We start from the raw sequence: 21,348 nt of genomic DNA on the forward strand, positions 1-21,348 counted from the left end.
TAAACGGAACAGCGCTCCGTATGATCCGGAACGGCGCTCCGCTTCCATTCTCCCGGGCGGAGGCCCTCCATGCAAAGGACGGCACACCCACCATGAGCACCACCCCCGCAACAGCCATCGGTACCCCGATCGTCCGCGCCCTGGACGACGTCGTCGGCCACGGCGAACCCGTCGTCTCCGTCGCGCCGGTCACGCTCGACTCCCCCGGCCGCGCCCGCCCGCTCGAGGTGCGCGTCTCCGCCCCTGTCACCGGTACGGACCTGCCGGTGCTCCTGTTCTCCCACGGCAACGGCTGGTCCTACGACGGGTACGCGCCCCTGACCGCGTTCTGGGCCTCCCGCGGGTTCGTCGTGGTGCAGCCCACGCACCTGGACTCGCGTCGCGACGGCATCGCGTTCGACGACCCCCGGTTCGGTCAGGTCTGGGCCCGGCGACGCGAGGACCTGGTGAGCGTCCTGGACCAGCTCGGCACCGTCGAGGACGCCGTCCCGGGCCTCGCCGGCCGGGTCGACCGCGACGTCGTGGCCGCGGCCGGCCATTCCTGGGGCGGGCAGACCGTGCAGATGCTGCTCGGCGCGCGCGTCCTGGACGAGGCCGGCCGGCCCGGTCCGGACTGGACGGACCGGCGCGTGCGCGCCGGCGTCCTGCTGGCCACGGCCGGTCTCGCGGGTGACGAGCTGCAGCCGTTCGCCCGGGAGCACTTCCCGTTCATGAACCCGTCGTTCGCCGAGCTGACGACGCCCACGCTGGTCGTGGCCGGTGACGCGGACCAGTCGCAGCTCACCAGCCGGGGGCCCGACTGGTTCACCGACGCCTACACCCACGCGCCCGGGGCCACCGACCTGCTCACGTTGTCCGGGGCGGCCCACGGCCTGGGCGGCATCTCGGGCTGGGAGGCCGCCGAGACCACCGACGAGAACCCGGAGCGCGTGGCGGTCCTGGCCCGCCTGACCACGGCGTACCTGCGCACCGCGCTGGACCCGGCCGATCCCTCGTGGGCACGGGCGAGCACCGCTCTGGCCGACGTCGGCGGCTCGGTCGGTCACGTCGAGTCCAAGTAACCGCCCGGACACGTGCTGCGCCACGCCGTGCGCCCCGACTCGGTGGACGTCGACCGTTGTCCACAGGGTCCACGCCACCAGGGCGGCCGGTGTCACCGGCTCCTGGCACACTGGCGGCCATGACTTCACCGGACGGCGCCCCGACCGCACCCGCGCTCGACCTGGCGCCGACCCCGCTGGACGTGCTGCGTGACGTGTTCGGCTACGACGCCTTCCGCGGCGACCAGCAGGAGATCATCGAGACCGTCACGGGCGGCGGTGACGCCCTCGTGCTCATGCCGACCGGCGGCGGCAAGTCGCTGTGCTACCAGATCCCGGCCCTGGTCCGGCAGGGCACGGGCGTGGTGATCTCACCGCTGATCGCCCTCATGCAGGACCAGGTCGACGCACTGGCGGCGCTCGGCGTCCGGGCCGGGTTCCTCAACTCCACGCAGAACCCGGACGAGCGACGCGAGGTGGAGCAGGCCTACCGGTCGGGCGAGCTCGACCTGCTCTACCTCGCGCCCGAGCGCCTCGGCGTCGAGTCGACCGCCCGCCTGCTCGACCAGGGCACCATCGCGCTGTTCGCGATCGACGAGGCGCACTGCGTGTCCCAGTGGGGCCACGACTTCCGCCCCGACTACCTGCGCCTGAGCGAGCTGGCGGAACGCTGGCCCGGCATCCCTCGCATCGCCCTGACCGCCACGGCGACCCGGCACACGCGCGAGGAGATCGCCACGCGCCTGGGCCTGACCGACGCGCGGCACTTCGTCGCGAGCTTCGACCGGCCCAACATCACCTACCGCGTCGCACCCAAGGACAACCCCGGCCGGCAGCTCCTGGACCTGCTGCGCACCGAGCACGCGGGTGATGCGGGCATCGTCTACTGCCTGTCGCGCGCATCCGTCGAGAAGACGGCCCACCAGCTCACCGAGCAGGGCATCCGCGCGCTGCCGTACCACGCGGGGCTACCAGCCCCCGTGCGTGCCGCCAACCAGTCGACGTTCCTGCGCGAGGACGGCGTCGTCATGGTCGCCACCATCGCGTTCGGCATGGGCATCGACAAGCCGGACGTCCGGTTCGTCGCGCACCTCGACCTGCCCAAGTCGGTCGAGGGCTACTACCAGGAGACCGGCCGCGCGGGGCGCGACGGCCTGCCCTCGACGGCATGGCTCGCCTACGGCCTGGCCGACGTGGTGCAGCAGCGCAGGATGATCGCGGAGTCGGAGGGAGACCTCGCCCACCGCCGCCGGCTCTCGGCGCACCTGGACGCCATGCTGGCGCTGTGCGAGACCGTCGAGTGCCGGCGGGCACAGCTCCTGCGCTACTTCGGTCAGGACCATCCGGGCGGGTGCGGTGCGTGCGACACGTGCCAGAACCCGCCGGAGGCGTGGGACGGCACCGTCGCGGCCCAGAAGCTGCTGTCCGCGGTGTACCGGCTGGACCGCGAGCGCAACCAGCGGTTCGGCGTCGGGCACGTGGTGGACATCCTGCGCGGCAGGGCGACGCCGAAGATCACGCAGTGGAGGCACGACGAGCTCACCGTGTTCGGGGTCGGGGAAGACCTCTCGGAGGCGGAGTGGCGCTCGGTGGCCCGCCAGCTCCTGGCCCAGGGGCTGCTGGAGGTCGACTCGAACCACGGCACCCTGCTGCTCACGGAGGCCAGCGGTGAGGTCCTGGGCCGGCGCCGTGAGGTGCGGATGCGGCGCGACCCGCGCCCCCAGGGCGGCGCCCGCCGGCCGGCCCGCGCGGGCGGGACACGCCCGGAGGGCGCGGCACTGTCGGACGCCGACCAGGGCGTCTTCGAGCGGCTGCGCGCGTGGCGTGCGGCGGCCGCCAAGGAGCAGGGCGTGCCCGCCTACGTGGTGTTCCACGACGCGACGCTGCGCGCGGTGGCCACCGAACGGCCGGCGGACCTGGACGCGCTGAGCGGGATCAGCGGCGTGGGACAGGCGAAGCTGGACCGCTACGGCGCGGGCATCCTGGCGGCGCTGCATGCCACGGACTGACCGGGGCCGCGCTCACAGGTCGTGCTCGGCGAGCTCACGGAACTCGTCGGGCACGACGCCGCCACGGCGCAGCACCACCGGGAGGTAGCCGACGGCGTCGGTGCCGAACCGCGAGCGGATCGCGTCCACCGACTCGTCGACCGCACTGCGCGCCACGCCCGGCCCGGAGCCGGGCCGCCACGGGTCGGGCGGTTGGAGGTCGAGCTCGAGCTGGACCGCCGTCTGGTCCACGATGTTCGAGACGGAGACGCCGAGCAGCGTGATCTCGCACGGGGCCGCGTCCTCGATCGCGGACCAGGCCAGCCGCACCGCGACCTCGGTGAGGGTGAGCGTGGCGGCGACCGGGACCGGCAGCGTGAGCGACCGCGTCGCCCGCTGCATCCCCGCGAAGCGGACCGCCACCGTCACCGTGCGCCCCGCGCGCTGCTTGGCCCGCAGGCGCCGCGACACCCGGTCGGACAGGTGCGCCAGGACCGCCCGGACGCCCTCGGGCTCCGGAGCGCGCCGGCTCAGGGCCGACTGGGCTCCCACGGAGCGGGCGCGGCGGCTGGTCACGACCCGGCGGGCGTCCTGGTCCTGCGCCATCGCGCTGATCTTGTGGCCCACGGCGTGCCCGAGGATGTGCTCGACCGCGGACGACGGGGTGCGCGCCAGCTCGCCGATCGTCCGGATGCCGAGGTCGGCGAGCCGCTGCCCGGTCACGGGACCCACGCCCCAGATCAGGCCGACGGGCAGCGGGTCGAGGAACTCGCGCTCGGCGCCCGGGTCGACGACGACCAGCCCGTCCGGCTTGGCCACCTGGGAGGCGATCTTGGCGAGGTGCTTGGTCCGTGCGGCACCGACCGAGATGGGCAGACCCACCTCGGCACGGACGCGCTCACGGATCCGCGCCCCGATCGCGGCGGGCGGGCCGAACAGGTGCGTCGCCCCCGACACGTCGAGGAACGCCTCGTCGATCGAGATCCGTTCGACCGTCGGCGTGACGTCGGCCAGGACCGCCATCACGGCGTCACCCAGGCGCTGGTACTCCCCGAAGTGGCCCCGCACGAACACGAGGTCCGGACAGAGCCGGGCCGCTCGCCAGCCCGGCATCCCGCCCTGGACCCCGTGGACCTTGGCCTCGTAGGAGGCCGCGAGCACCACGCCCCCGCGCGGCCCGCCCCCGACGGCGATCGGGCGCCCGCGCAGCGCAGGGTCCAGCAGCTGCTCGACCGACGCGTAGAACGCGTCCAGGTCGGCGTGCAGGATCGTGGCGCCGGGCTGGGACATACGGCCATGGTACTCGAACGCGTGTTCGACCCCTGGCGAGGCCGTCAGGGATTGGCGTACATCTGCACCAGGACCCGGTCGAACCGCTCCGCCTCCAGGTCCTGGCGCGTGATCGTCCAGTACAGGACGCCCATCGGCACCCCGATCCACTGCGCGAGCACGACCCAGTCCTCGGGGCGGGAGCGGTGCTCGCCGGAGCTCTCGTGCGCCGAGGCACGAGCAGGGTCCCCGTACCCGTCGAAGTCGTAGGCGTGCCCGCCGAGCTGCCACTCGCCACCGCCGTCGGACTGCTCGGACCAGACCTCCTGGAGCACGCTCGCCCAGGGATGCCCGGCGACACTCTCGGCGTCGAGCGGGCAGGTGGGCAGGGACACCCCGGGGACCAGCCGAAGGTCGCCGGTCCGGCGCAGGGTCGCGTCCAGGTCTGCGGGCGAGTCGAACTCGTACGGCTCGTAGTCGGGCGCGGCCTCCCGCGCCTCGACCGGAGCTCCCGCCGGGACGTACACGGCGCCGCCCGGCAGCACCACGTCGTCCAGCTCGACGTTCGCGAACAGGAGCACGTGGCCACCGGGCGGCAGCGGCAGGTCGGTGGCACCCGGCGGGATCGCCGCGAGGTCGAGCGTGACGATGAGCTGGTACTCGTCGGAGCGGTCGGGTCCGTACACCGTGGCGGGCGTGGGGACGTCCGGCGGGAGCATCAGGGGCGTGCCGAGGCGGCCCACGGCCGGGCCGTCACCGTCGGGCGCCGTCCGCAGCGTCGGCCGGGCCAGGCCCAGCCACCGGTCGACGTCGGCCGCCGGGACGCCCCGGTCGATCGCCTGCTCACGAAACCGGTCCAGCCACCACAACGTGCCGGCCGGAAGGTGCCGCACCGACCCGGGCAGCACCCCGGCGCCCACCCTCCGGCCCGCCTCCCGCCTGCCAGCACTGCCCTGACCTGCCACTTCCCCATCGCCTCTGTGCATATCGGGAGTTTACGGACACCCTTCAGGTGCCGGCCGACAGCCGCCCGGCCCACCCCGCTGAGGTTCGTTCGGCAGGCCACGGGCGACCGTCGAGCACCCGACAACCGCCATCGGCGTCCTGCTGAACGACGGTCAGGACCAACCATCTCCCGCCGTCATATATGATGTACGACGTGACCACGACGCCCCCGGCCGCGCTCCCCTCCCGGACCGAGCACGCGCTCGCCACCATCAAGGAGGGCATCCTCAGCGGCCGCCTCGCCGCCGGACAGCCGCTGGTCGAGGCCGAGATCGCGACTGAGCTCGCCATGTCCAAGACACCGGTCCGCGAGGCGCTCAAGACCCTGGAGATGAGCGGGCTCGTCGTCGTGCGGCCCTACGTCGGGGTGCGAGTGCGCGAGCTGACGCAGGAGGACGCCGTGGCCATCTACGAGACCCGCCTGCTGCTGGAGCCCGAGGCCACCCGCCGCAGCGTGCTGCGCGGCATGGACACGGCCGCGGCCCGTGCCGCGCTGGAGCGTGCTGCCCGGGCGACGGAACCCGCGCAGCGCAGCCTGGCCAACCGGGCGTTCCACGCGGCGCTGTGGGGCGCGTCCGGCAACACGATCCTGATCGGCATGCTGGAGGGCCTGCGGGACCAGACGGCGCTCGCCGCGGTCACCACGTGGGCCAGGCAGCCGAGCTGGGGCGACGAGGCGCAGGAGCACGAGCGGATCCTCGACGCCGCCGAGGCGGGCGACGCAGACCTCGCTGCCGACCTGACCCGCCGGCACATCGCCGGCTTCCTCGACCGGCTCCGCCAGGGAGGTGCGACCGACTGACCCGCAGGATCTGAGCCGCGAGCGCCGGCCGGCCACAGTGCCCCAGGCCGGCAGGAGCGGTACGCACGCGAGGTGCAGCCCGTTCACCGCCAAGTTCCCGGGCCGCACCTCTGGAACGTGTGCTCCATGGCGGAGCACGCACGTCACTCGATGGAGGAGCAACGATGCTCAATAGTACAAAGCAGCCCGCGTCCGTCGCGGCCCGCGCCCGGCGCAGCCAGATGCGCTGGACGATCGTCGCGTTCTCGGCGCTCGGGCTCACGATCGCCTACCTCGACCGCGCCGCCCTGAGCGTGGCACTGCCGTTCATCGCGGAGGACTTCCACATCAGCCCGGCCGTCCAGGGCGTGCTGCTGTCGTCGTTCTTCTGGACCTACGCCCTGTTCCAGGTTCCGTCGGGCTGGCTCCTGGACAAGTTCGGACCGCGCGTCATCTACCCCATCGCCGTGGGCTGGTGGTCTCTCTGGACGGCGCTGACCGCCGTCGCGACGGGCGTGACGAGCCTGATCGTCTTCCGGCTCGGCCTGGGGATCGGCGAGGCACCGGTGCAGCCGGCGAACATCAAGGTGGTCTCCACCTGGTTCCCGCGTCGGGAGCGGGCCTTCGCCTCCAGCCTGTTCGACATGGGTCAGCAGATCGGGTCGGCCCTGTCGATCCCGATCGTCACGTCGATCGCGGTCTTCGCCGGGTGGCGCTGGACCTTCGTGGTGATCGGTGCCGTGGGCCTGCTCTGGATCGTGGGCTGGCTCGCCATCTACCGCGCCCCGCAGGACCACCAGCGCGTCAACGCCGCAGAGCTCGACCACATCCGCTCCGACCAGGCCGAGATGGTGCGGCACAGCGGCGAGGAGGTGCGCTGGAGCACGCTGCTGCGCGACAACCAGACCTGGGCGCTCCTGCTGGGTTACGTCTTCCGGTCGCTCGCCGGTGCGTTCTTCCTGACCTGGTACCCCAGCTACCTGCTCAACGAGCGCGGGTTCACCGAGGCCGAGTTCGGCATGGTCGGCGCCCTGCCCGCCGTGATCGCCATCGGTTCGACCGTGCTGGGCGGCATCGTCTCCGACCGCATGCTCGCGAGCGGCCTGTCCCCGAACGTCGCGCGCAAGGTGCCGATCATCTCGGGCCTCGTGCTCAGTGCGTGCATCGGGTTCAGCCCGTTCGTGGAGAGCAACGTGGTGCTCATGGTGATCCTCACGGTCTCCAGCGCCGCGCACTCCTTCGCGGGTGCCGCGATCCTCAGCCTGCCGGCCGAGGTCTCCCCCAGTCCCGAGCGCGTGGGCTCACTGGCCGGCTTCCAGAACTTCGGCTCGCAGCTCGGCAACCTGATCAGCCCGATCGCCATCGGCCTGGCCCTGACGGCCTCGGACGGTTCCTACCTGTGGCCGCTCGTGTTCGCGGCGATCAGCTGCCTGGTCAGCGCCGCCGTCTACGGCTTCTGGGTGCGCATCAAGCCCGTCGAGCAGCAGGACACCCCTCAGAACGGAGAATCATGACCGGGTACCACGACATCGTCGAACGCCTGCGGACGGTCGTCGGCATCCCCGTCGTCCCCTACGCGGCCGACGGTTCCGTCGACCTCGCCCTGACCGGGCGGCTCGCCGGGCGCCTGGTCGACGCGGGGCTCGGCGCCATCACGCCCAACGGCAACACCGGCGAGTTCTACGCCCTGAGCCCGCGGGAGCGGGCCGACGTCGCCCGCACGGTGACCGACGCCGCGGGCGACCGGGCCGTGGTCGTCGTCGGCGTGGGGCTGGACCCGGCCACGGCGCAGGCCGAGGCGCGGGCGGCCGCCGAGCTGGGCGCGCACGCCGTGATGGTGCACCAGCCGGTGCTGCCGTACATGTCACGGCAGGGCTGGGTCGAGTACACGGCCGCCGTCGCGCACGCCGCGGGTGGCCTCGCCGTACTGCCGTACGTGAGCTCCCCCGTGATCCGCGGAACGGACATCGCGGCGCTCGCACAGGCCGCGGACAACGTGGTGGGCATCAAGTACTCCGTGCCGGACCCGGTGGCGTTCGCCGAGACGGTGCAGGACACGGACGCCGACCTGCTGTGGATCGCCGGGCTCGCCGAGTCCTACGCACCCTCGGCGTGGCAGGCGGGGGCCCGCGCGTTCACCTCGGGCCTGGTCAACGTGGCGCCCGACGTCTCGTTCGGCCTCCTGGACGCCCTGCGCCAGGACGACGCCGCCCGCGCGTCCGCGGTGTGGCGGCGCATCCGGGAGTTCGAGCAGCTCCGGGCCCGGGACCGGTCGGCGGACAACGTGTCGGTGGTCAAGGAGGCCATGCACCAGATGGGCCTGTGCGACCGCTCCGTGCGGCCGCCCAGCACCATCCTGGGCGAACCCGACCGCGCCGCGATCACGCGCATCCTCGACGACTGGAAGGCCTCGGCATGACCACCGGAACGAAGATCGCCCGGCTGACCACCTACCTCCAGCGGGTGGGCAACCGTCCGCGGGTGCTGCTGCGGATCACCACCGACGGCGGCCTCGACGGCTGGGCCGAGATGTACAACCACGGCCCCGACCTGGCCTACCCCGCCATCATCGAGTACATCGCGGACCAGGTCACGGGCCTCGATGCGACCCGCGTCGCCTACGTGAACCAGCTGCTGCACCAGTCGGCACGGTTCCCGCAGGGGGCGCTGGGCCTGGCCGCCGTCGCCGCGGTGGACCACGCCCTGTGGGACATCGCCGCGAAGGCCGCCGGCGTGCCCGTGTACCAGCTGCTCGGCGGCGCCGTCCGCGACCGGGTGCGGGTGTACGCGGGCCTGTACGACGCACCCGACGTGCCGCAGCTGGTCGAGCGCACGGCCGCGCTGCACGAGCACCACGGCGTGGACGCGTTCAAGCTCAGCCCCTACCGCCGCGACCTGCACCGGTCGCGGTTCGGGCTGGTCGCCCGGGAGCTCGGCGACTGGTTCGGGCAGATCCGCGCGAGCCACCCCGAGGAGTGGGAGTTCGCGTTCGACGCCCACGGCTGCCTCTGGGAGCCGCGCCAGGCCGTGGACCTCGCGGCAGCGCTGGCGCCGAACGAGCCGCTGTTCCTCGAGGAGCCCATCCGCCCCGAGTACCTGCCGGCGTGGGGCCGGATCCGCGCGGAGATGACGGTGCCGCTCGCCACGGGCGAGTCGCTGTACTCCCCGAACGAGTTCCTCGGCCTGCTGACCGTGCAGGGCGCCGACATCGTCCAGCCCGACATCGCCGTGGTGGGCGGGCTCACCCAGATGCGCAAGATCGCCACGCTGGCCGAGGCGCACGACGTGCCCGTGGCGCCCCACAACCCCATGGGCCCGCTCGCGACGGCGGCCAACGTGCACTTCGCGGCGGCCACGTGGAACTTCTCGATCCTCGAGTACAAGCCGGACGACGTCTCCTGGTGCCACGACCCGTACGTGCCGGTCGACGGGCACCTGGAGCTGCGGCCGGACCGACCTGGCTGGGGCCTCGAGATCGACGAGTCCGCGCTGGCCGGCGACGACTGGGTGCACTGGGAGCGCACGGTGCCCGTGCGCCGGGACGGGTCGACGGCATGGATGTGACGACGCCGGGCGCGGCGCCCGATCCGCAGGCCGTGACCAGCCGCGACGCACGCACGGGCCAGGTCGTGGAGCTGCCCGTGCGAGAGACCCCGCCCGCTGCCCTGGACGAGGTGGCCCACCGGGCCGCCGCGGCCGCCGACGAGCTCGCCGCGTGGCCCCGCGACCGGCGGGCGGAGCTGCTGGACGCGCTCGCCGACGCCCTCGACGCCGAGCGTGACGCCCTGGTCGCCGAGGCCGACCGGGAGACCGCCCTCGGGCCTGCGCGGCTCGGCGGCGAGCTCACCCGCACGGCCTACCAGCTGCGCACGTTCGCGCACGTGGTGCGCGACGGCGGCTACCTGGAGGCGACGATCGACCACGCGGGCGACACCCCCATGGGCCCGCGTCCCGACCTGCGCCGCATGCTGGTGCCGCTCGGTCCCGTGGCCGTCTACGCGGCGAGCAACTTCCCGTTCGCGTTCTCCGTGCTGGGCGGTGACACCGCCTCGGCGCTGGCGGCGGGCAACCCCGTCGTGGTCAAGGCCCACCCCGGGCACCCCGCGACGTCGGAGCGCGTGGCGCGGCTGGCCGAGCGGGCCGTCGCGGCAGCCGGCGCGCCCGAGGGCACGTTCGCGCTCGTGCACGGGTTCGACGCGGGAGCCGCCCTCGTGTCGCACCCTGCGATCCGGGCGGCCGGGTTCACGGGGTCGCTCGCCGGCGGGCGGTCCCTGGCCGACGCCGCCGCCGCGCGGCCCGCGCCCATCCCGTTCTACGGGGAGCTGAGCAGCATCAACCCCGTCCTGGTCACGCCGGCCGGCGCGCGGGAGAACGCCGACGGCTTCGGCACGGGGCTCGCGGCGTCGGTGCTCCAGGGCGGCGGGCAGTTCTGCACCAAGCCGGGGCTCGTGCTGGTGCCCGCAGGCGACGCCGGGGATGCCCTGGTGGACGCGCTCGGCCGCTCCGTCCTGCGGGCGCCCGCCCTGCCCGCCCTCACGGCGGGGATGGCCCGGGCCTACGCGGACGGGGTGGCGGCCCGGTCGGCAGACGCCACCGTCGTCGCACGCGGGCGGGACGACGTCGGGCACACCGCGCCCGACGTCGCGGCCGACGGCGGTGCGCCGCACAGCCAGGACGTCGGAACGACTCGCCCGGCCCTGCTGGAGGTCGCCGCGGGGTCGGTCACGCCACGCCTGGTCGAGGAGTGCTTCGGCCCCCTCGCCGTCGTGGTGCGCTACCGCGACGAGGCCGAGGCGGTCGCCGTCGTCGAACGGGTCGAGGGGTCCCTCACCGGCAGCATCCTCACCGGGGGTGCCGCCGACCGGGACCTGCCCGCCGCGCGCGCCGCGCTCACCCAACGCGTCGGGCGGGTGCTGTACGACGGCTTCCCCACCGGGGTCGCCGTCACCTGGGCCCAGCACCACGGCGGGCCCTGGCCGTCGACGAACACGCTGCACACCTCCGTGGGCGCGACGGCGATCCGCCGGTTCCTGCGCCCGGTCGCCTGGCAGCAGGCGCCCCAGCACGCCCTGCCACCGGAGCTGCGGGACGGACCGGCGGTCGTGCCCGTCCGGGTCGACGGGGAGCTGGTGCTGCCCGGGACCTGACCGGGAGCCGAAGGAGGCGAGCGGCCCCGCGGCGCCCGGACGCCGCGGGGCCGCCGGCGACCGGGGTCGCGGGGCCGCACGGCCGGGCGGGTCCACTTCACCCGCTGCCCCGGGGGCGCCCCGGGGTTCCCCGGCGTAGCGTCGCGGGTACCGCAGCACCAGGCGGTGCGCCCGGACCCGACCCGCGGCACTGCCGCGCACCGGCCCGGCGCGCCCGCCCTGGTCCGTCCCCGCGGAAGGCTCCGCGGCCGCGCGCAGCGTCGCCGGCCGCGCGGTGGGCTCCGTGGAACGCCCGCGCGCACCACGCCCGGGCGCGACCGTGAGAACTCGACGCGAGCGGCGTCCGGTCCGTCGACCCGCCCCAAGATCGCCGGGACCCCGCGATCGAGCGAGCCACCGATCCCGTACGGCACGGTCCCACCCGGCGGCGCCCTCGCGCGGCTGGAAGGAGAACGGGATGAGCTCCGAGAACCGTCGGGCCGGAGGATTGAGCCCGCAGGCCTGCGCAGTGATCCTCGGCGTCGCCGGCATGTGCGCCTGGGTGGCGCACGATGTCCTGACCGGTACCGCGGCCGCGCCACCCGCGGCCGCGGCCACCGCGCCCGCGGGCGACGTCTACGTGACGACGCCGGGCGCACCACCGGCGGACACGCCACCGGTCGTGCTGATGCTCGCGCCGGACGGCTCGGCCCGGCCCGCCGAGACCACCGCCGCGCCGGCCCAGGCCGCACCCGCCCCGGCCGCACCCGCCCCGAGCGCCGGGCGCGCCCGCACCGCGCCGTCGGCCACGCATACCGGGCCCCAGGCCGCACGTACCAGTGGTGCGGCCCCGCTCACGGAACCGCCGCAGGCCGCGGGCACGCCACCCCGCCCGGTGCGCTCCGCACCCGGCCAGGGGCGAACGACCGACGCCGCGGGCCCTGCGGACCCCGTCGTCGTCGTGCCCATGGGACGGGAGCCCCGGAGCGGCGGTACGCACGGCACCACCTACCAGGTGCTCGCGGCCGACGGGTCGATCGTCTACATCGGCGAGGACGGTGAGCTGGTGGCCAACACCGGCGCGGTCACCTCCAGCGGCGTCCTCGCGCTCGGCTCCGACGGCTCGTCGCTGCGGTCCGGGCAGTCCACGACAGGGTCGCACCGGAACGACACGTTCGGCGGGCTGCTCCTGGGTTCCGGCAGCGACCGGCCCATCGCGATCAGCGGCTTCGAGGACCACTCGGTCAGCGTCGTCGGCGACGACCAGGTGGTGACCTACGACGACTCGAACGTGTTCCTGGGCCGGGACGGCCGGATCAACGCGAACACGGGCGACACCGACTCCAGCGGTCTCAACGCGGTCGACGTGACCGGGTCGGTGGTCCGGTCGGGCAACTCGGGTGACGCGGAGGACACCGAGGACGAGGAGGAGGAAGACGACGGCGAGGACGGCGAGGACGAGGAGGTGACCGCCCGGCAGAGCACCGGGAACAGTGGTGCCCACCGCGACCGGGGCGGTCCCGCCGGAGCGTTTTTCGGCCCTGTCGCCGGCCCTGTCGCCAGCCCTGCACCGGCCGGGCAGGCCACGGTCACCGACGAGGGCGAGTCCTCGGCCACCGGGCGCGGTGCGCTCGTCGTCGGGGCCGACGGGTTCGACGACGTCTCCGTCCGGAGCCGGGGTCACCGCAACGTCGTCACCTACGACGACTCGAACGTCGTGATCGGCGGCACCGGCCCGGTCAACACCCAGATCGGGGACAGCGACACCGGGGGCGCCGTCGTCATGGGCGTGCACGGCTCGGACGTGCGGGCGGGCTGCGAGGGAGACCTCTGCTACTCCGACTGACCCGCACCGACGCGCGGGTCCGCGCCCGCCCGCCGCCGGCGCGCTGGCGGGCGGGCACGGACCGGCGACATCTCGTCCCGGAGCGGGATAGCCCCGGCGCCGCCGTCGACCTACGCTGGAGGAGTCCCCCTTCCGCGACGACGACGTGGCGGTGACGATCGATGGTCTGGACCTTCCTGACCCGCCCGAGGCCGGCGCCCGACCCGCTGGTGACCCTGCGGCTGCAGTCGCGGCTCGGCCAGCTCGCGACCGAGCTGCGCCGCGTCGAGCAGGACCCCGGCCTGTACGCGCGCGCCCACCACTGGTTCGCGGTGCAGAACGCCTACGACGCGCTGCTGCGCGAGGCGTGCCGCCTGGCGGAGCTGCCCACCGACACGGACCCGCTGCGCGCGGACCAGCGGTCCGCCGCGGACGAGCGGCTCCGCGAGGAGCTGGAGCTCAGCGCGCGCGGCTGGTCGTGGTGACGCGCGCGACGCACCAGGCCGCCGCCGGACCGGCGCAGGCCCGCCTAGAGTCAGCACATGCTCCCCTGGCTCGAGATCGCCGGCTGGGTCGGTTCCGCCCTCGTCGTCCTGTCGCTGACGCAGGCCCGCGTGCTCCGCTTCCGCTGGCTCAACCTCACCGGCTCGGTCGTGGCCACGGCCTACAACGCGATCGCCGGCATCTGGCCGTTCGTGGCGATGAACGCCGCGATCAGCCTCATCAACGTCTACTGGCTGTGGCGCCTGAACCGCGAACGGCACGACGCCGCCGTCTACGAGGTGGTGGAGGTGGCGCCCGACGACGCGTACCTGCTGCACGTGCTGCGCACGCACGCGGCGGACATCGCGGGCTTCGCGCCGGGGTTCGTGGCCGTCCCGGAGCCCGGTGAGGAGCGGTCGGCGTTCCTGGTGCAGCGCGGCGACGAGACCGTGGGCGTCGTCGAGGTGCGCGACGCCGGGGACGGCGCGGGCGTGGTGGAGCTCGACTGGGTGTCCAAGCGGTTCCGCGACCTGACACCGGGCGAGTTCGTGTACCGGCGCAGCGGCATCTTCGCGGCCAAGGGCTTCGACCGCGTCGTCGTGCCGCAGGCGGCACCGAGCGAGCACGCGTACCTGAACGGCGTGGGCTTCCGTCCGCAGGACGGGGCGTGGGTCCGGGACGTGACGGCGGACAGCGGACGCTGATCCCGCGGCGCTGATCCCGCGGCCGGCGCCCGCGCCGCACCCGGCCCGGTCGTGCGTCAGACCGCCTCGGGGTCGGCGCCCTGGGCGGCTCGTCCCCCGTCGACGGGCAGCACGGCGCCGTTGACGAAGCCCGCCTGGTCGGAGAGCAGGAACGCGACGACGTCGGCCACCTCGCGCCCCGTGCCGACCCTGCCGAGCGGGTGCAGGGCGGCCATCTGCCGGTCCACGTCGGGGTGCTCCTGCCGGTACCGCTCGTAGCGTTCCGTCTCCACCGACCCGAGGGCGACGGCGTTGGTGCGGATCGCTGCGGGCCCGTGGTCGACGGCGACCGCGCGGGTCAGCGCCTCGATCGCACCCTTGGCGGTGGCGTAGGGCAGGGCGCCGCGCACCGGACGCTGTGCCTGGTGGGAGGAGACGTTGACGACGGCGCCCGGCCGCCGGTACCGCAGGAAGTGGCCGACGGCGGTGTGACAGCCGGTGATCGCCAGGGCGAGGTTGGCGCTGACCGCGGCGAGGACCTCCGCGGGCGGTGCGGTGACCGGCAGGTCCTGGAAGACGGCGGCATTGTTGACCCAGCCGGCCAGGGGTGCCCGGTCCTCCGCCGCGTCAGCCGCCCGGCGGGCCGTCCCGGGGTCCGCCGCGTCGCCGCGCACGAGCGTGACGCGCGGGTCGTCCGTGAACGTCGTGGCGTCGCCGCCGGGCGGCTCCCCCGGCTCGCCCACGAGGTCGAGGACGACGACGTGGCCGTCCCGGGCCAGCCGCTCCACGACGGCTCGTCCCACACCACGACCGCCTCCGGTCACCACGAACGAGCGCATCCAGGCCTCCTCTGTGTCGCCTCCACCGACGACATCACACCTTGACACCGGAGCGCACCCCCGAAAAACTCACGGCAGCATCCGTCTGCATCGAGGCAACCGGATCCCCAGCAGCGACACCGACGTCCGGGAGAGAACAGTGGATACACCTTCGCGAGCTCAGGCAGGCCGGCGACGCCGGTACAGACCCCACCACGCGGCGGCGCTGACCGCGGCGACGACCGCAGTGCTGCTCCTCGGCCCGGCGGTCGTCGCCGCCGGGGCTCCCGCCGTACCCGGCACGAGCGCCCGCGCCGTCACGGCGCAGGACCGGGCCGGCACGCTCGACGGACACCGGGTCGCGTCACCGGACCGGTCGATCGAGGCGACCGTCGGCGTCGTGGACGGCACGCTGACGTACGAGGTCGTACGGGACGGGACCACCGCGGTCGTGGCGCCGTCGGGTCTCGGGCTCACGCTGCGCGAGCCCGCGGTCGACCTCACCGCGGGCCTGAGCATCACCTCCACCGACCGCGACGTGGTCGACGAGACCTGGACCCCGGCCTGGGGCAACGACGCCCGGGTGCGCAACCACGCCAACGAGCTGACGGTCCACGCCGTGCACGCGGCCTCGGGCGTGGAGCTCGACGTCGTCCTGCGCGTGTTCGACGACGGTGTCGGACTGCGCTACCGCTTCCCGCAGCAGGAGGCACTGGGCGACGGCGTCGTCGTGGCCGGGGAGACCACCGAGTTCGCGCTGCCCGCCGACGCCACGGCGTACTCGATCCCCGCGGGAACGAGATGGAGCGCCGACGAGCAGCACTACCGCACGCAGCCCCTGCCCGACGTGGCCTCGGCGCAGACCCCGATCACGATGTCCCGCTCCGACGACCTGTTCCTGGCCGTGCACGAGGCGGCCCTGATCGACTTCCCGAGCATGACCGTGGTCCGTGGCGGCACGCCCGGCACCCTCGTCTCGGACCTGATCGCGCTGCCGAGTGGTGACAAGGCGGTGATCGACGTCGACGCCGACGGGTTCAGCACGCCCTGGCGCACCGTGACCGTCGGCCGCACCGCGGGCGACCTCGCCGGGTCGCACCTGATCGAGAACCTCAACCCGCCGTGCGCCATCTGCGACGTCGACTCCGACGGCGACGGCACGGCGGACACGACCGACTGGATCGACCCCGGCACGTACGTGGGCGTGTGGTGGGAGCTGCAGCGCCGCGACACGACGTGGAACGCGGGGCCGAAGCACGGCGCCACCACGGAGCGCATCAAGGAGTACGTGGACCTGGCCGCGGAGGCCGGCGCCAAGTACGTGCTGGCCGAGGGCTGGAACCAGAACGCGGGCGGCGAGTGGAAGGGGCAGGACTTCGTCACGCCGCAGGCCGACGTCGACATCGACGAGGTGCTGGCCTACGCGGAGGCGAACGGCGTCGGCTTCATGGCGCACAACGAGACGCGCGGCTACGTCGACTACTACGACGAGCACATGGACGAGATCTTCGACCAGTACCAGGAGTGGGGCATCCACGCCCTGAAGACCGGGTACGCCACACGGTTCGAGCTGGGCGGCGTCAACCGCAGCCACTACGACCAGGAGGCGGTCAGGCACTACCAGCGCGTCATCGAGTCGGCGGCGCGGCACGAGATCTCGGTCAACGCGCACGAGGCGATCAAGCCGACGGGGCTGTCACGCACCTACCCGAACATGATGACGGGCGAGGGCGTGGCGGGCATGGAGCAGCACAACTACATGGGCGCGGGCGGCAACCCGCCCGAGCAGGCCACCATCCTGCCGTTCACGCGGTGGATGGGCGGCCCGGCGGACTACACGCCCGGCGTGCTGGCCGTGACGTGGGACCCGGCGAACCTGAAGACCCGCGTGCAGACCACGACGACGGCGCAGCTCGCGCTCTACCCGACGTTCTCCAGCCCGCTGCAGATGCTCGCGGACACCCCGGAGAACTACGCGGAGCACGCGGACGCGTTCGACTACCTCAGGGACATGCCCACGCGCTGGGACGAGTCGCACGTGCTGGACGCCGAGCTCGGCGACCACACCGTCACGGCACGCCGCAGCGGCCCGGTCTGGTACGTCGGCTCGATCACCGACGAGCACGACCGCGCGGTCCGCGTGCCGCTCGGGTTCCTGGACCGCGGCACCACCTACGTGGCCGACATCTGGTCCGACGCCGCGCACGCGTCCTGGAAGGGCAACCCGACGGCCGTCGAGGTGAAGCGCGCGCTCGTGGACCGGACCGACACGATCGAGGCGGCCATGACGGCCGCCGGCGGCCAGGCGGTCCGGCTGCGCCCGGCCACCGCCACCGACCTCGCGGAGCTGCCCCGCTACGCGGCCCCGACGTTCCGGCTCCAGGGGTCGCCCGAGGCGTCCTACGACCCGGTCGCGGAGGTCGTGACCGTCACGGCGACCGTCCGGAACAGCGGCACCACCGTCGGCCAGGCAGGGCTCGCCGTGGACGGAGAGGCCGTCGACGGGGCCACGGGCCGCGTCGCGGGAGGCGGCACGAGGACGTTCACCGCCCGGATCCCGGCCGACGACGTCACCTACGACGCCCGCAACGCGCTGAGCGTCGTCGACGCCGCGGGGAACGCCGGCCGGGCCGTCGACGTCGCGCTGCTGCCCTACCCCGACGCGGACCTGCTCGACCTGGTGGGCGACCGCCGTGTGGCGCCGGACCGGTCCGCGCTCCTCGTGCGGCACGCGCGACGTGCCCTGGAGGCAGCCGAGCGGCACGACCTCGCGACGACCCGGCTCGCCCTGCAGGCGGTGCGTCACGTCGCGCTCACCTCCGGTACCGACGACGTCCCGGCCGACGTCGGCGCGGCCGTCGACGCCGCCGTCGTCCCGTACCTGGGCGAGGCCGTGGGCGTGTTCGGCGTGCTGTCGCTGGTCCGGGACGCGGAGCAGGCGGGCGCCGTCGACCACCCGACGGCAGCCGCCCTGCGCGAGCCGGCGGCGGCCGCGGCCACCCACGCCCGCACGGGCGACGCCGCCGCGCTGGCCGGGGCGCTGGACGATCTCGCGGAACGGGTCGCCAGCGCCGCGGGCGACGCCGCTTCCCTGGACCGGCTCCGGGCCGCCGTCGGGGCGCTGCGGGCCGAGCACGTCGCCGAGGCCGAGACCGCCACGCTGGTGGGCGGCGCGCGGATCACCACGGAGCACCCGGGCTACACGGGGACCGGATTCGTCCGTGACCTGACCCGCACGGGAGCCGGGGTGCGGTTCACGTACGAGGCGGCCGCTCCCTCGGCCGTCGACATCTCGTTCCGCTACGCCAACGGCATGGTGGTCGCACCGCTCGACCGGCAGCTCTCCGTGTCGGTCGACGGCGGACCGGACCGGCCGGTCACCTTCCCCAACCTGGGGCAGGACGCCGACCGGTGGCGGCGCTGGGGGCACTCCCCCGCCCTGCGGGTCACCCTGGCGCCCGGGCGGCACGAGATCCTGCTGCACCACACCGCCACCGACACGGGCAACATCAACCTCGACCACCTGCGCGTGGAGGCGACGCCGGGCGTGCGGCCCGAACCCGCGCTCCCGGCCTGGTCGGCCACGGAGACCTACACGGCGGGCGCCCAGGTCGTGTTCGAGGGATCGGTGTGGCTGGCGTCCTGGTGGACCCGGGGCGAGACACCAGGCATCTCGGCCCACGGCGCGTGGCAGGAGGTCACCGAGGCCGTCGACGGCACGGCGGTGTGGACACCGTCCCGGATCTTCGTCGCCGGCGACTTCGCGGTGCACGACGGCAGGCTGTACGAGGCCCGCTGGTGGACCCGCGGGCAGGTGCCGGGCGCCGCGGACGGTCCGTGGCGAGCCGTGGCCTGAACGAGCCGAGGCAGGCCGCGGGGCTGCGTGGACGTCGTCCTCGCAGCCCCGCGACCGTCGGGTCGTGGCGTTCTACCCCGGGTAGGGACGGAACGTCTGGGTGCGGTCGAGGAACGCCTCGGAGAAGTACTCGCTGCCGACCGTGCCCTGCTGCACCCCGCGCAGGAAGTCGGTCGTCGTGACCTCGAGCCGCTCCCAGTCGCCGTCGGCGCTCTGGACGTACAGCGGGTACGACGCCGGGGCGACACCGGGGTCGACCCGCCAGAACAGGGTGGCGCCGGTGCCCGTGCTCGCCCACGCGATCAGCTTCGTGTCCTCGCCGATGTCCTCCGGCGGGTAGGAGAAGCCGTTGTCCCAGAAGATCTTGAGGTCCTCGAACACGCCGAGCGAGTCGAGCAGGTTCCGGTCCTCATACCGCTCACCCGGGGCGTAGACGCGCACGTAGTCGAACCACAGGCCGGCGCCGCCGGCGTCGACCAGGGCCCGGTAGTCCTCCGGGAGGGCGACCTGGAGGGTGGCCTCGGCCTGCTCCCAGTCGTAGGCGTCGGCGGGGGGAACCAGTCCGCCCGCGTCGATGAGTTCGTCCAGGCTTGCCATCTGTTACCTCGTCCCGAAGAGAAAGCCGTGCTGGTTCACGGAGATGTTCCCGGCCTTCATCTCCTGGCTGAGCAGGGGAAGGTTCGAGTTCGACAGGGTGTAGTCGAGCTGGTACCCGTTCGACCCCTGACCGCTGAAATGAATCGAGTGGGGAATCTCCGACGCTCCGTCATACTGCGGTGTCACCTTATACACGACGTCCTCGCCGTTCTCGACGACCTTGCGCACCTCGCCCTCGATGGCCCGCTGCCAGGGATTGTTGGACCTGTTGTACTGCGAGACGAAGTTGGCGGCATGGTCGTTCGGACCGCCGAGCTGCGCGCCGTGGAGGTGACCCGCCTGATGGATGGACGGGTCGTACCCGAGCGGCTTGACCGAGGGGTTGGTCTTGCCACCGATGGAGCTCTTGGTGAGCTTGACGTCGATCCCGGCGGGACGGCCGAGACCGTCCACCTTGTAGCTGCCGCCGTTGATCTTGTACGTGTGGTTCTTCTTCAGGGCGTTCGCATGAACGGCGTTGTGGACGAGGATGCTGATCTCGCCGACGTGGACGTAGTAGGTGGTGTAGGTCTCGACGTGGAAGTTGTAGACCGTCTCGACCTGATCCTCGGGCCGCTGCTCGATCTCGATGGCCTGAACGGGTGTGGTGGTGCCCTCGGGGGTGACCAGCAGGTCACCTTCCTTCAGGAACGCCGCATCGATCCACCCCCGCCCGGCCACCATGAACGGATGCTCCGCCGTGGTCGAGACGACCTGGTCGTTGATCCTGAGGTGGAACAGCTCGTCGGTGGACCGGACGAACGTCTCGGCCACCAGACCCAGCTCGTCCCGACCGGTGACCGTGTCATGAGCCCAGACCTTGTCCCCCACCCGGATCTCCTCGATCGGGCGCGGACCGTCCGGAGTCCGGACCATCGTCCCGGCCACGAAACACTTCCCGAACCCGAACTTGCACCACCCGTTCTTCAACCCCTGCTTGAACGTGCCCTTGGCGATGCTCTTGGACAACCCCATCGCAGCCTTGGCGGCACCACCCAGACCGATCAGAGACAACGCGGCGCCCGCGATCGCGATCCCCGCCTCCGCCCACGACCGCTCACCCGTGGCAGCCAACGTGATATTCGCCACCGCACTGACAATGGCCGCGACCGCGGCGATCACGATCAACACCCCCGCCAACGCCTGACCCACCACCGGGATGAACGCCACCACGATCGCCAGAATCCCCGCGATCGTGGAGATCATGTCCGCGATATCAGCAATCGCCGCGACCAGCTTCGAACCCCAGTCATCCCACCACGAATCATTCAGATCATCGCTGGAGGTGATCTCCTCGATCCGGTCCACCGCCGCGTTCGCCGCACGATCCCGATCCGACACCGCCGACTCGATCGTGCTCTTCGCACCCGAGATGACCCCCGCAGCCTGGTCGGCATCATTGCCGGCCTGATCCGCCTTCGACTGATACTCCTGCTTCTCGGTCTCGTCCTTCGCCGAATCAGCCAGCTCCTGCCACCGGTCCTGCGACCCCGACGCCGAGGCAGCCTGATCCTGGGCGTCCCGGGCCCGGTCCAACGCCGCCAGCGTCTCCCCCTGCACCCGCTCCAACGCCGAGGCATACCCCACCAGAGCGTCCCCCGCCGCGACATACCGCGCATGCGCCCGACGGATCTCACCAATGGTGTCCTCCTTGGCACCCATCAGAGAATCCACCGCCTGCGACACCGTCCCCGCCACATCCAGACGCGACATCGCCCCCGCCGCATCATCGATCGACCGAGCCACCTCCAGATACTCCTGCCCACCAGCAAGCACCAACACCGGATCACCCGGCGTGGGATCCACATCCAAACCCACCGGCGACCAATCCGACGGCC

Annotated in this window: 16 protein-coding genes; 11 read left to right on the plus strand and 5 right to left on the minus strand. The window is 73.3% G+C overall.

The genetic code is table 11. The features are described 5' to 3' along the window. The first annotated feature begins 92 nt into the window (after window positions 1–92). Window positions 93–1,061, plus strand: coding sequence for an alpha/beta hydrolase family protein (locus ACO229_RS09625; RefSeq protein ID WP_423464713.1), 969 nt, complete (start codon window positions 93–95; stop codon window positions 1,059–1,061). A 119-nt stretch (window positions 1,062–1,180) separates the two neighbouring features. After that, complete coding sequence (recQ, locus tag ACO229_RS09630) at window positions 1,181–3,049, plus strand: DNA helicase RecQ (protein ID WP_423464714.1); 1,869 nt, start codon at window positions 1,181–1,183, stop codon at window positions 3,047–3,049. A 12-nt stretch (window positions 3,050–3,061) separates the two neighbouring features. Here the strand turns inward: recQ and dinB are convergent, their stop codons facing one another. Together dinB and ACO229_RS09640 are read right to left on the minus strand one after the other, a co-directional pair. Further along, window positions 3,062–4,318 carry a DNA polymerase IV gene (gene dinB, locus ACO229_RS09635; protein ID WP_423464715.1) on the minus strand — a complete coding sequence of 419 codons (1,257 nt, stop codon included), beginning with the start codon at window positions 4,316–4,318 and terminating at the stop codon, window positions 3,062–3,064. Between the two features lie 44 nt (window positions 4,319–4,362). Then, window positions 4,363–5,283: a DUF1963 domain-containing protein gene (locus ACO229_RS09640; protein ID WP_423464716.1), complete on the minus strand. Its 921-nt coding sequence runs from the start codon at window positions 5,281–5,283 to the stop codon at window positions 4,363–4,365. Between the two features lie 164 nt (window positions 5,284–5,447). Between ACO229_RS09640 and ACO229_RS09645 the strand changes: the two genes are divergently transcribed. The 8 genes from ACO229_RS09645 (at window position 5,448) to ACO229_RS09680 (ending at window position 14,221) form a co-directional block, all read left to right on the plus strand. Next, window positions 5,448–6,104 (plus strand): GntR family transcriptional regulator, encoded by a 657-nt coding sequence (locus tag ACO229_RS09645; protein WP_423464717.1) that lies wholly within the window; start codon window positions 5,448–5,450, stop codon window positions 6,102–6,104. 164 nt (window positions 6,105–6,268) lie between these two features. Next, the gene (locus ACO229_RS09650) at window positions 6,269–7,597 is read left to right on the plus strand and encodes an MFS transporter (protein WP_423464718.1); all 1,329 of its coding nucleotides are present in this window, start codon (window positions 6,269–6,271) and stop codon (window positions 7,595–7,597) included. Next, window positions 7,594–8,502 carry a dihydrodipicolinate synthase family protein gene (locus tag ACO229_RS09655; RefSeq protein ID WP_423464719.1) on the plus strand — a complete coding sequence of 303 codons (909 nt, stop codon included), beginning with the start codon at window positions 7,594–7,596 and terminating at the stop codon, window positions 8,500–8,502. Before ACO229_RS09650 ends, ACO229_RS09655 begins: the two co-directional genes overlap by 4 nt. Next, entirely contained in the window at window positions 8,499–9,647 is a 1,149-nt protein-coding gene (locus ACO229_RS09660) for a mandelate racemase/muconate lactonizing enzyme family protein (protein ID WP_423464720.1), read from the plus strand. The genes ACO229_RS09655 and ACO229_RS09660 overlap by 4 nt, the downstream gene beginning before the upstream one ends. After that, window positions 9,638–11,230: an aldehyde dehydrogenase family protein gene (locus tag ACO229_RS09665; RefSeq protein WP_423464721.1), complete on the plus strand. Its 1,593-nt coding sequence runs from the start codon at window positions 9,638–9,640 to the stop codon at window positions 11,228–11,230. The genes ACO229_RS09660 and ACO229_RS09665 overlap by 10 nt, the downstream gene beginning before the upstream one ends. A 457-nt stretch (window positions 11,231–11,687) precedes the next feature. Continuing rightward, window positions 11,688–13,055: a hypothetical protein gene (locus ACO229_RS09670; protein WP_423464722.1), complete on the plus strand. Its 1,368-nt coding sequence runs from the start codon at window positions 11,688–11,690 to the stop codon at window positions 13,053–13,055. A gap of 161 nt (window positions 13,056–13,216) precedes the next feature. Continuing rightward, a complete protein-coding gene (locus tag ACO229_RS09675) occupies window positions 13,217–13,519 on the plus strand; it encodes a hypothetical protein (RefSeq protein ID WP_423464723.1) in 303 nt (100 codons plus the stop codon). A gap of 57 nt (window positions 13,520–13,576) precedes the next feature. Further along, window positions 13,577–14,221, plus strand: coding sequence for a hypothetical protein (locus ACO229_RS09680; RefSeq protein WP_423464724.1), 645 nt, complete (start codon window positions 13,577–13,579; stop codon window positions 14,219–14,221). Between the two features lie 56 nt (window positions 14,222–14,277). Here the strand turns inward: ACO229_RS09680 and ACO229_RS09685 are convergent, their stop codons facing one another. Further along, a complete protein-coding gene (locus tag ACO229_RS09685; RefSeq protein WP_423464725.1) occupies window positions 14,278–15,039 on the minus strand; it encodes an SDR family NAD(P)-dependent oxidoreductase in 762 nt (253 codons plus the stop codon). Between the two features lie 226 nt (window positions 15,040–15,265). Between ACO229_RS09685 and ACO229_RS09690 the strand changes: the two genes are divergently transcribed. Further along, entirely contained in the window at window positions 15,266–18,874 is a 3,609-nt protein-coding gene (locus ACO229_RS09690; protein ID WP_423464726.1) for a glycoside hydrolase family 97 catalytic domain-containing protein, read from the plus strand. Between the two features lie 72 nt (window positions 18,875–18,946). Here the strand turns inward: ACO229_RS09690 and ACO229_RS09695 are convergent, their stop codons facing one another. Both ACO229_RS09695 and ACO229_RS09700 read right to left on the minus strand, forming a co-directional pair. Continuing rightward, window positions 18,947–19,471 carry a hypothetical protein gene (locus ACO229_RS09695; RefSeq protein ID WP_423464728.1) on the minus strand — a complete coding sequence of 175 codons (525 nt, stop codon included), beginning with the start codon at window positions 19,469–19,471 and terminating at the stop codon, window positions 18,947–18,949. Between the two features lie 3 nt (window positions 19,472–19,474). Continuing rightward, the gene (locus tag ACO229_RS09700) at window positions 19,475–21,316 is read right to left on the minus strand and encodes a polymorphic toxin-type HINT domain-containing protein (RefSeq protein WP_423464729.1); all 1,842 of its coding nucleotides are present in this window, start codon (window positions 21,314–21,316) and stop codon (window positions 19,475–19,477) included. Between the last annotated feature and the right edge of the window lie 32 nt (window positions 21,317–21,348).

Origin of the sequence: Promicromonospora sp. MS192 (assembly GCF_049532985.1) — a bacterium.
Taxonomy (GTDB): Bacteria; Actinomycetota; Actinomycetes; order Actinomycetales; family Cellulomonadaceae; genus Promicromonospora.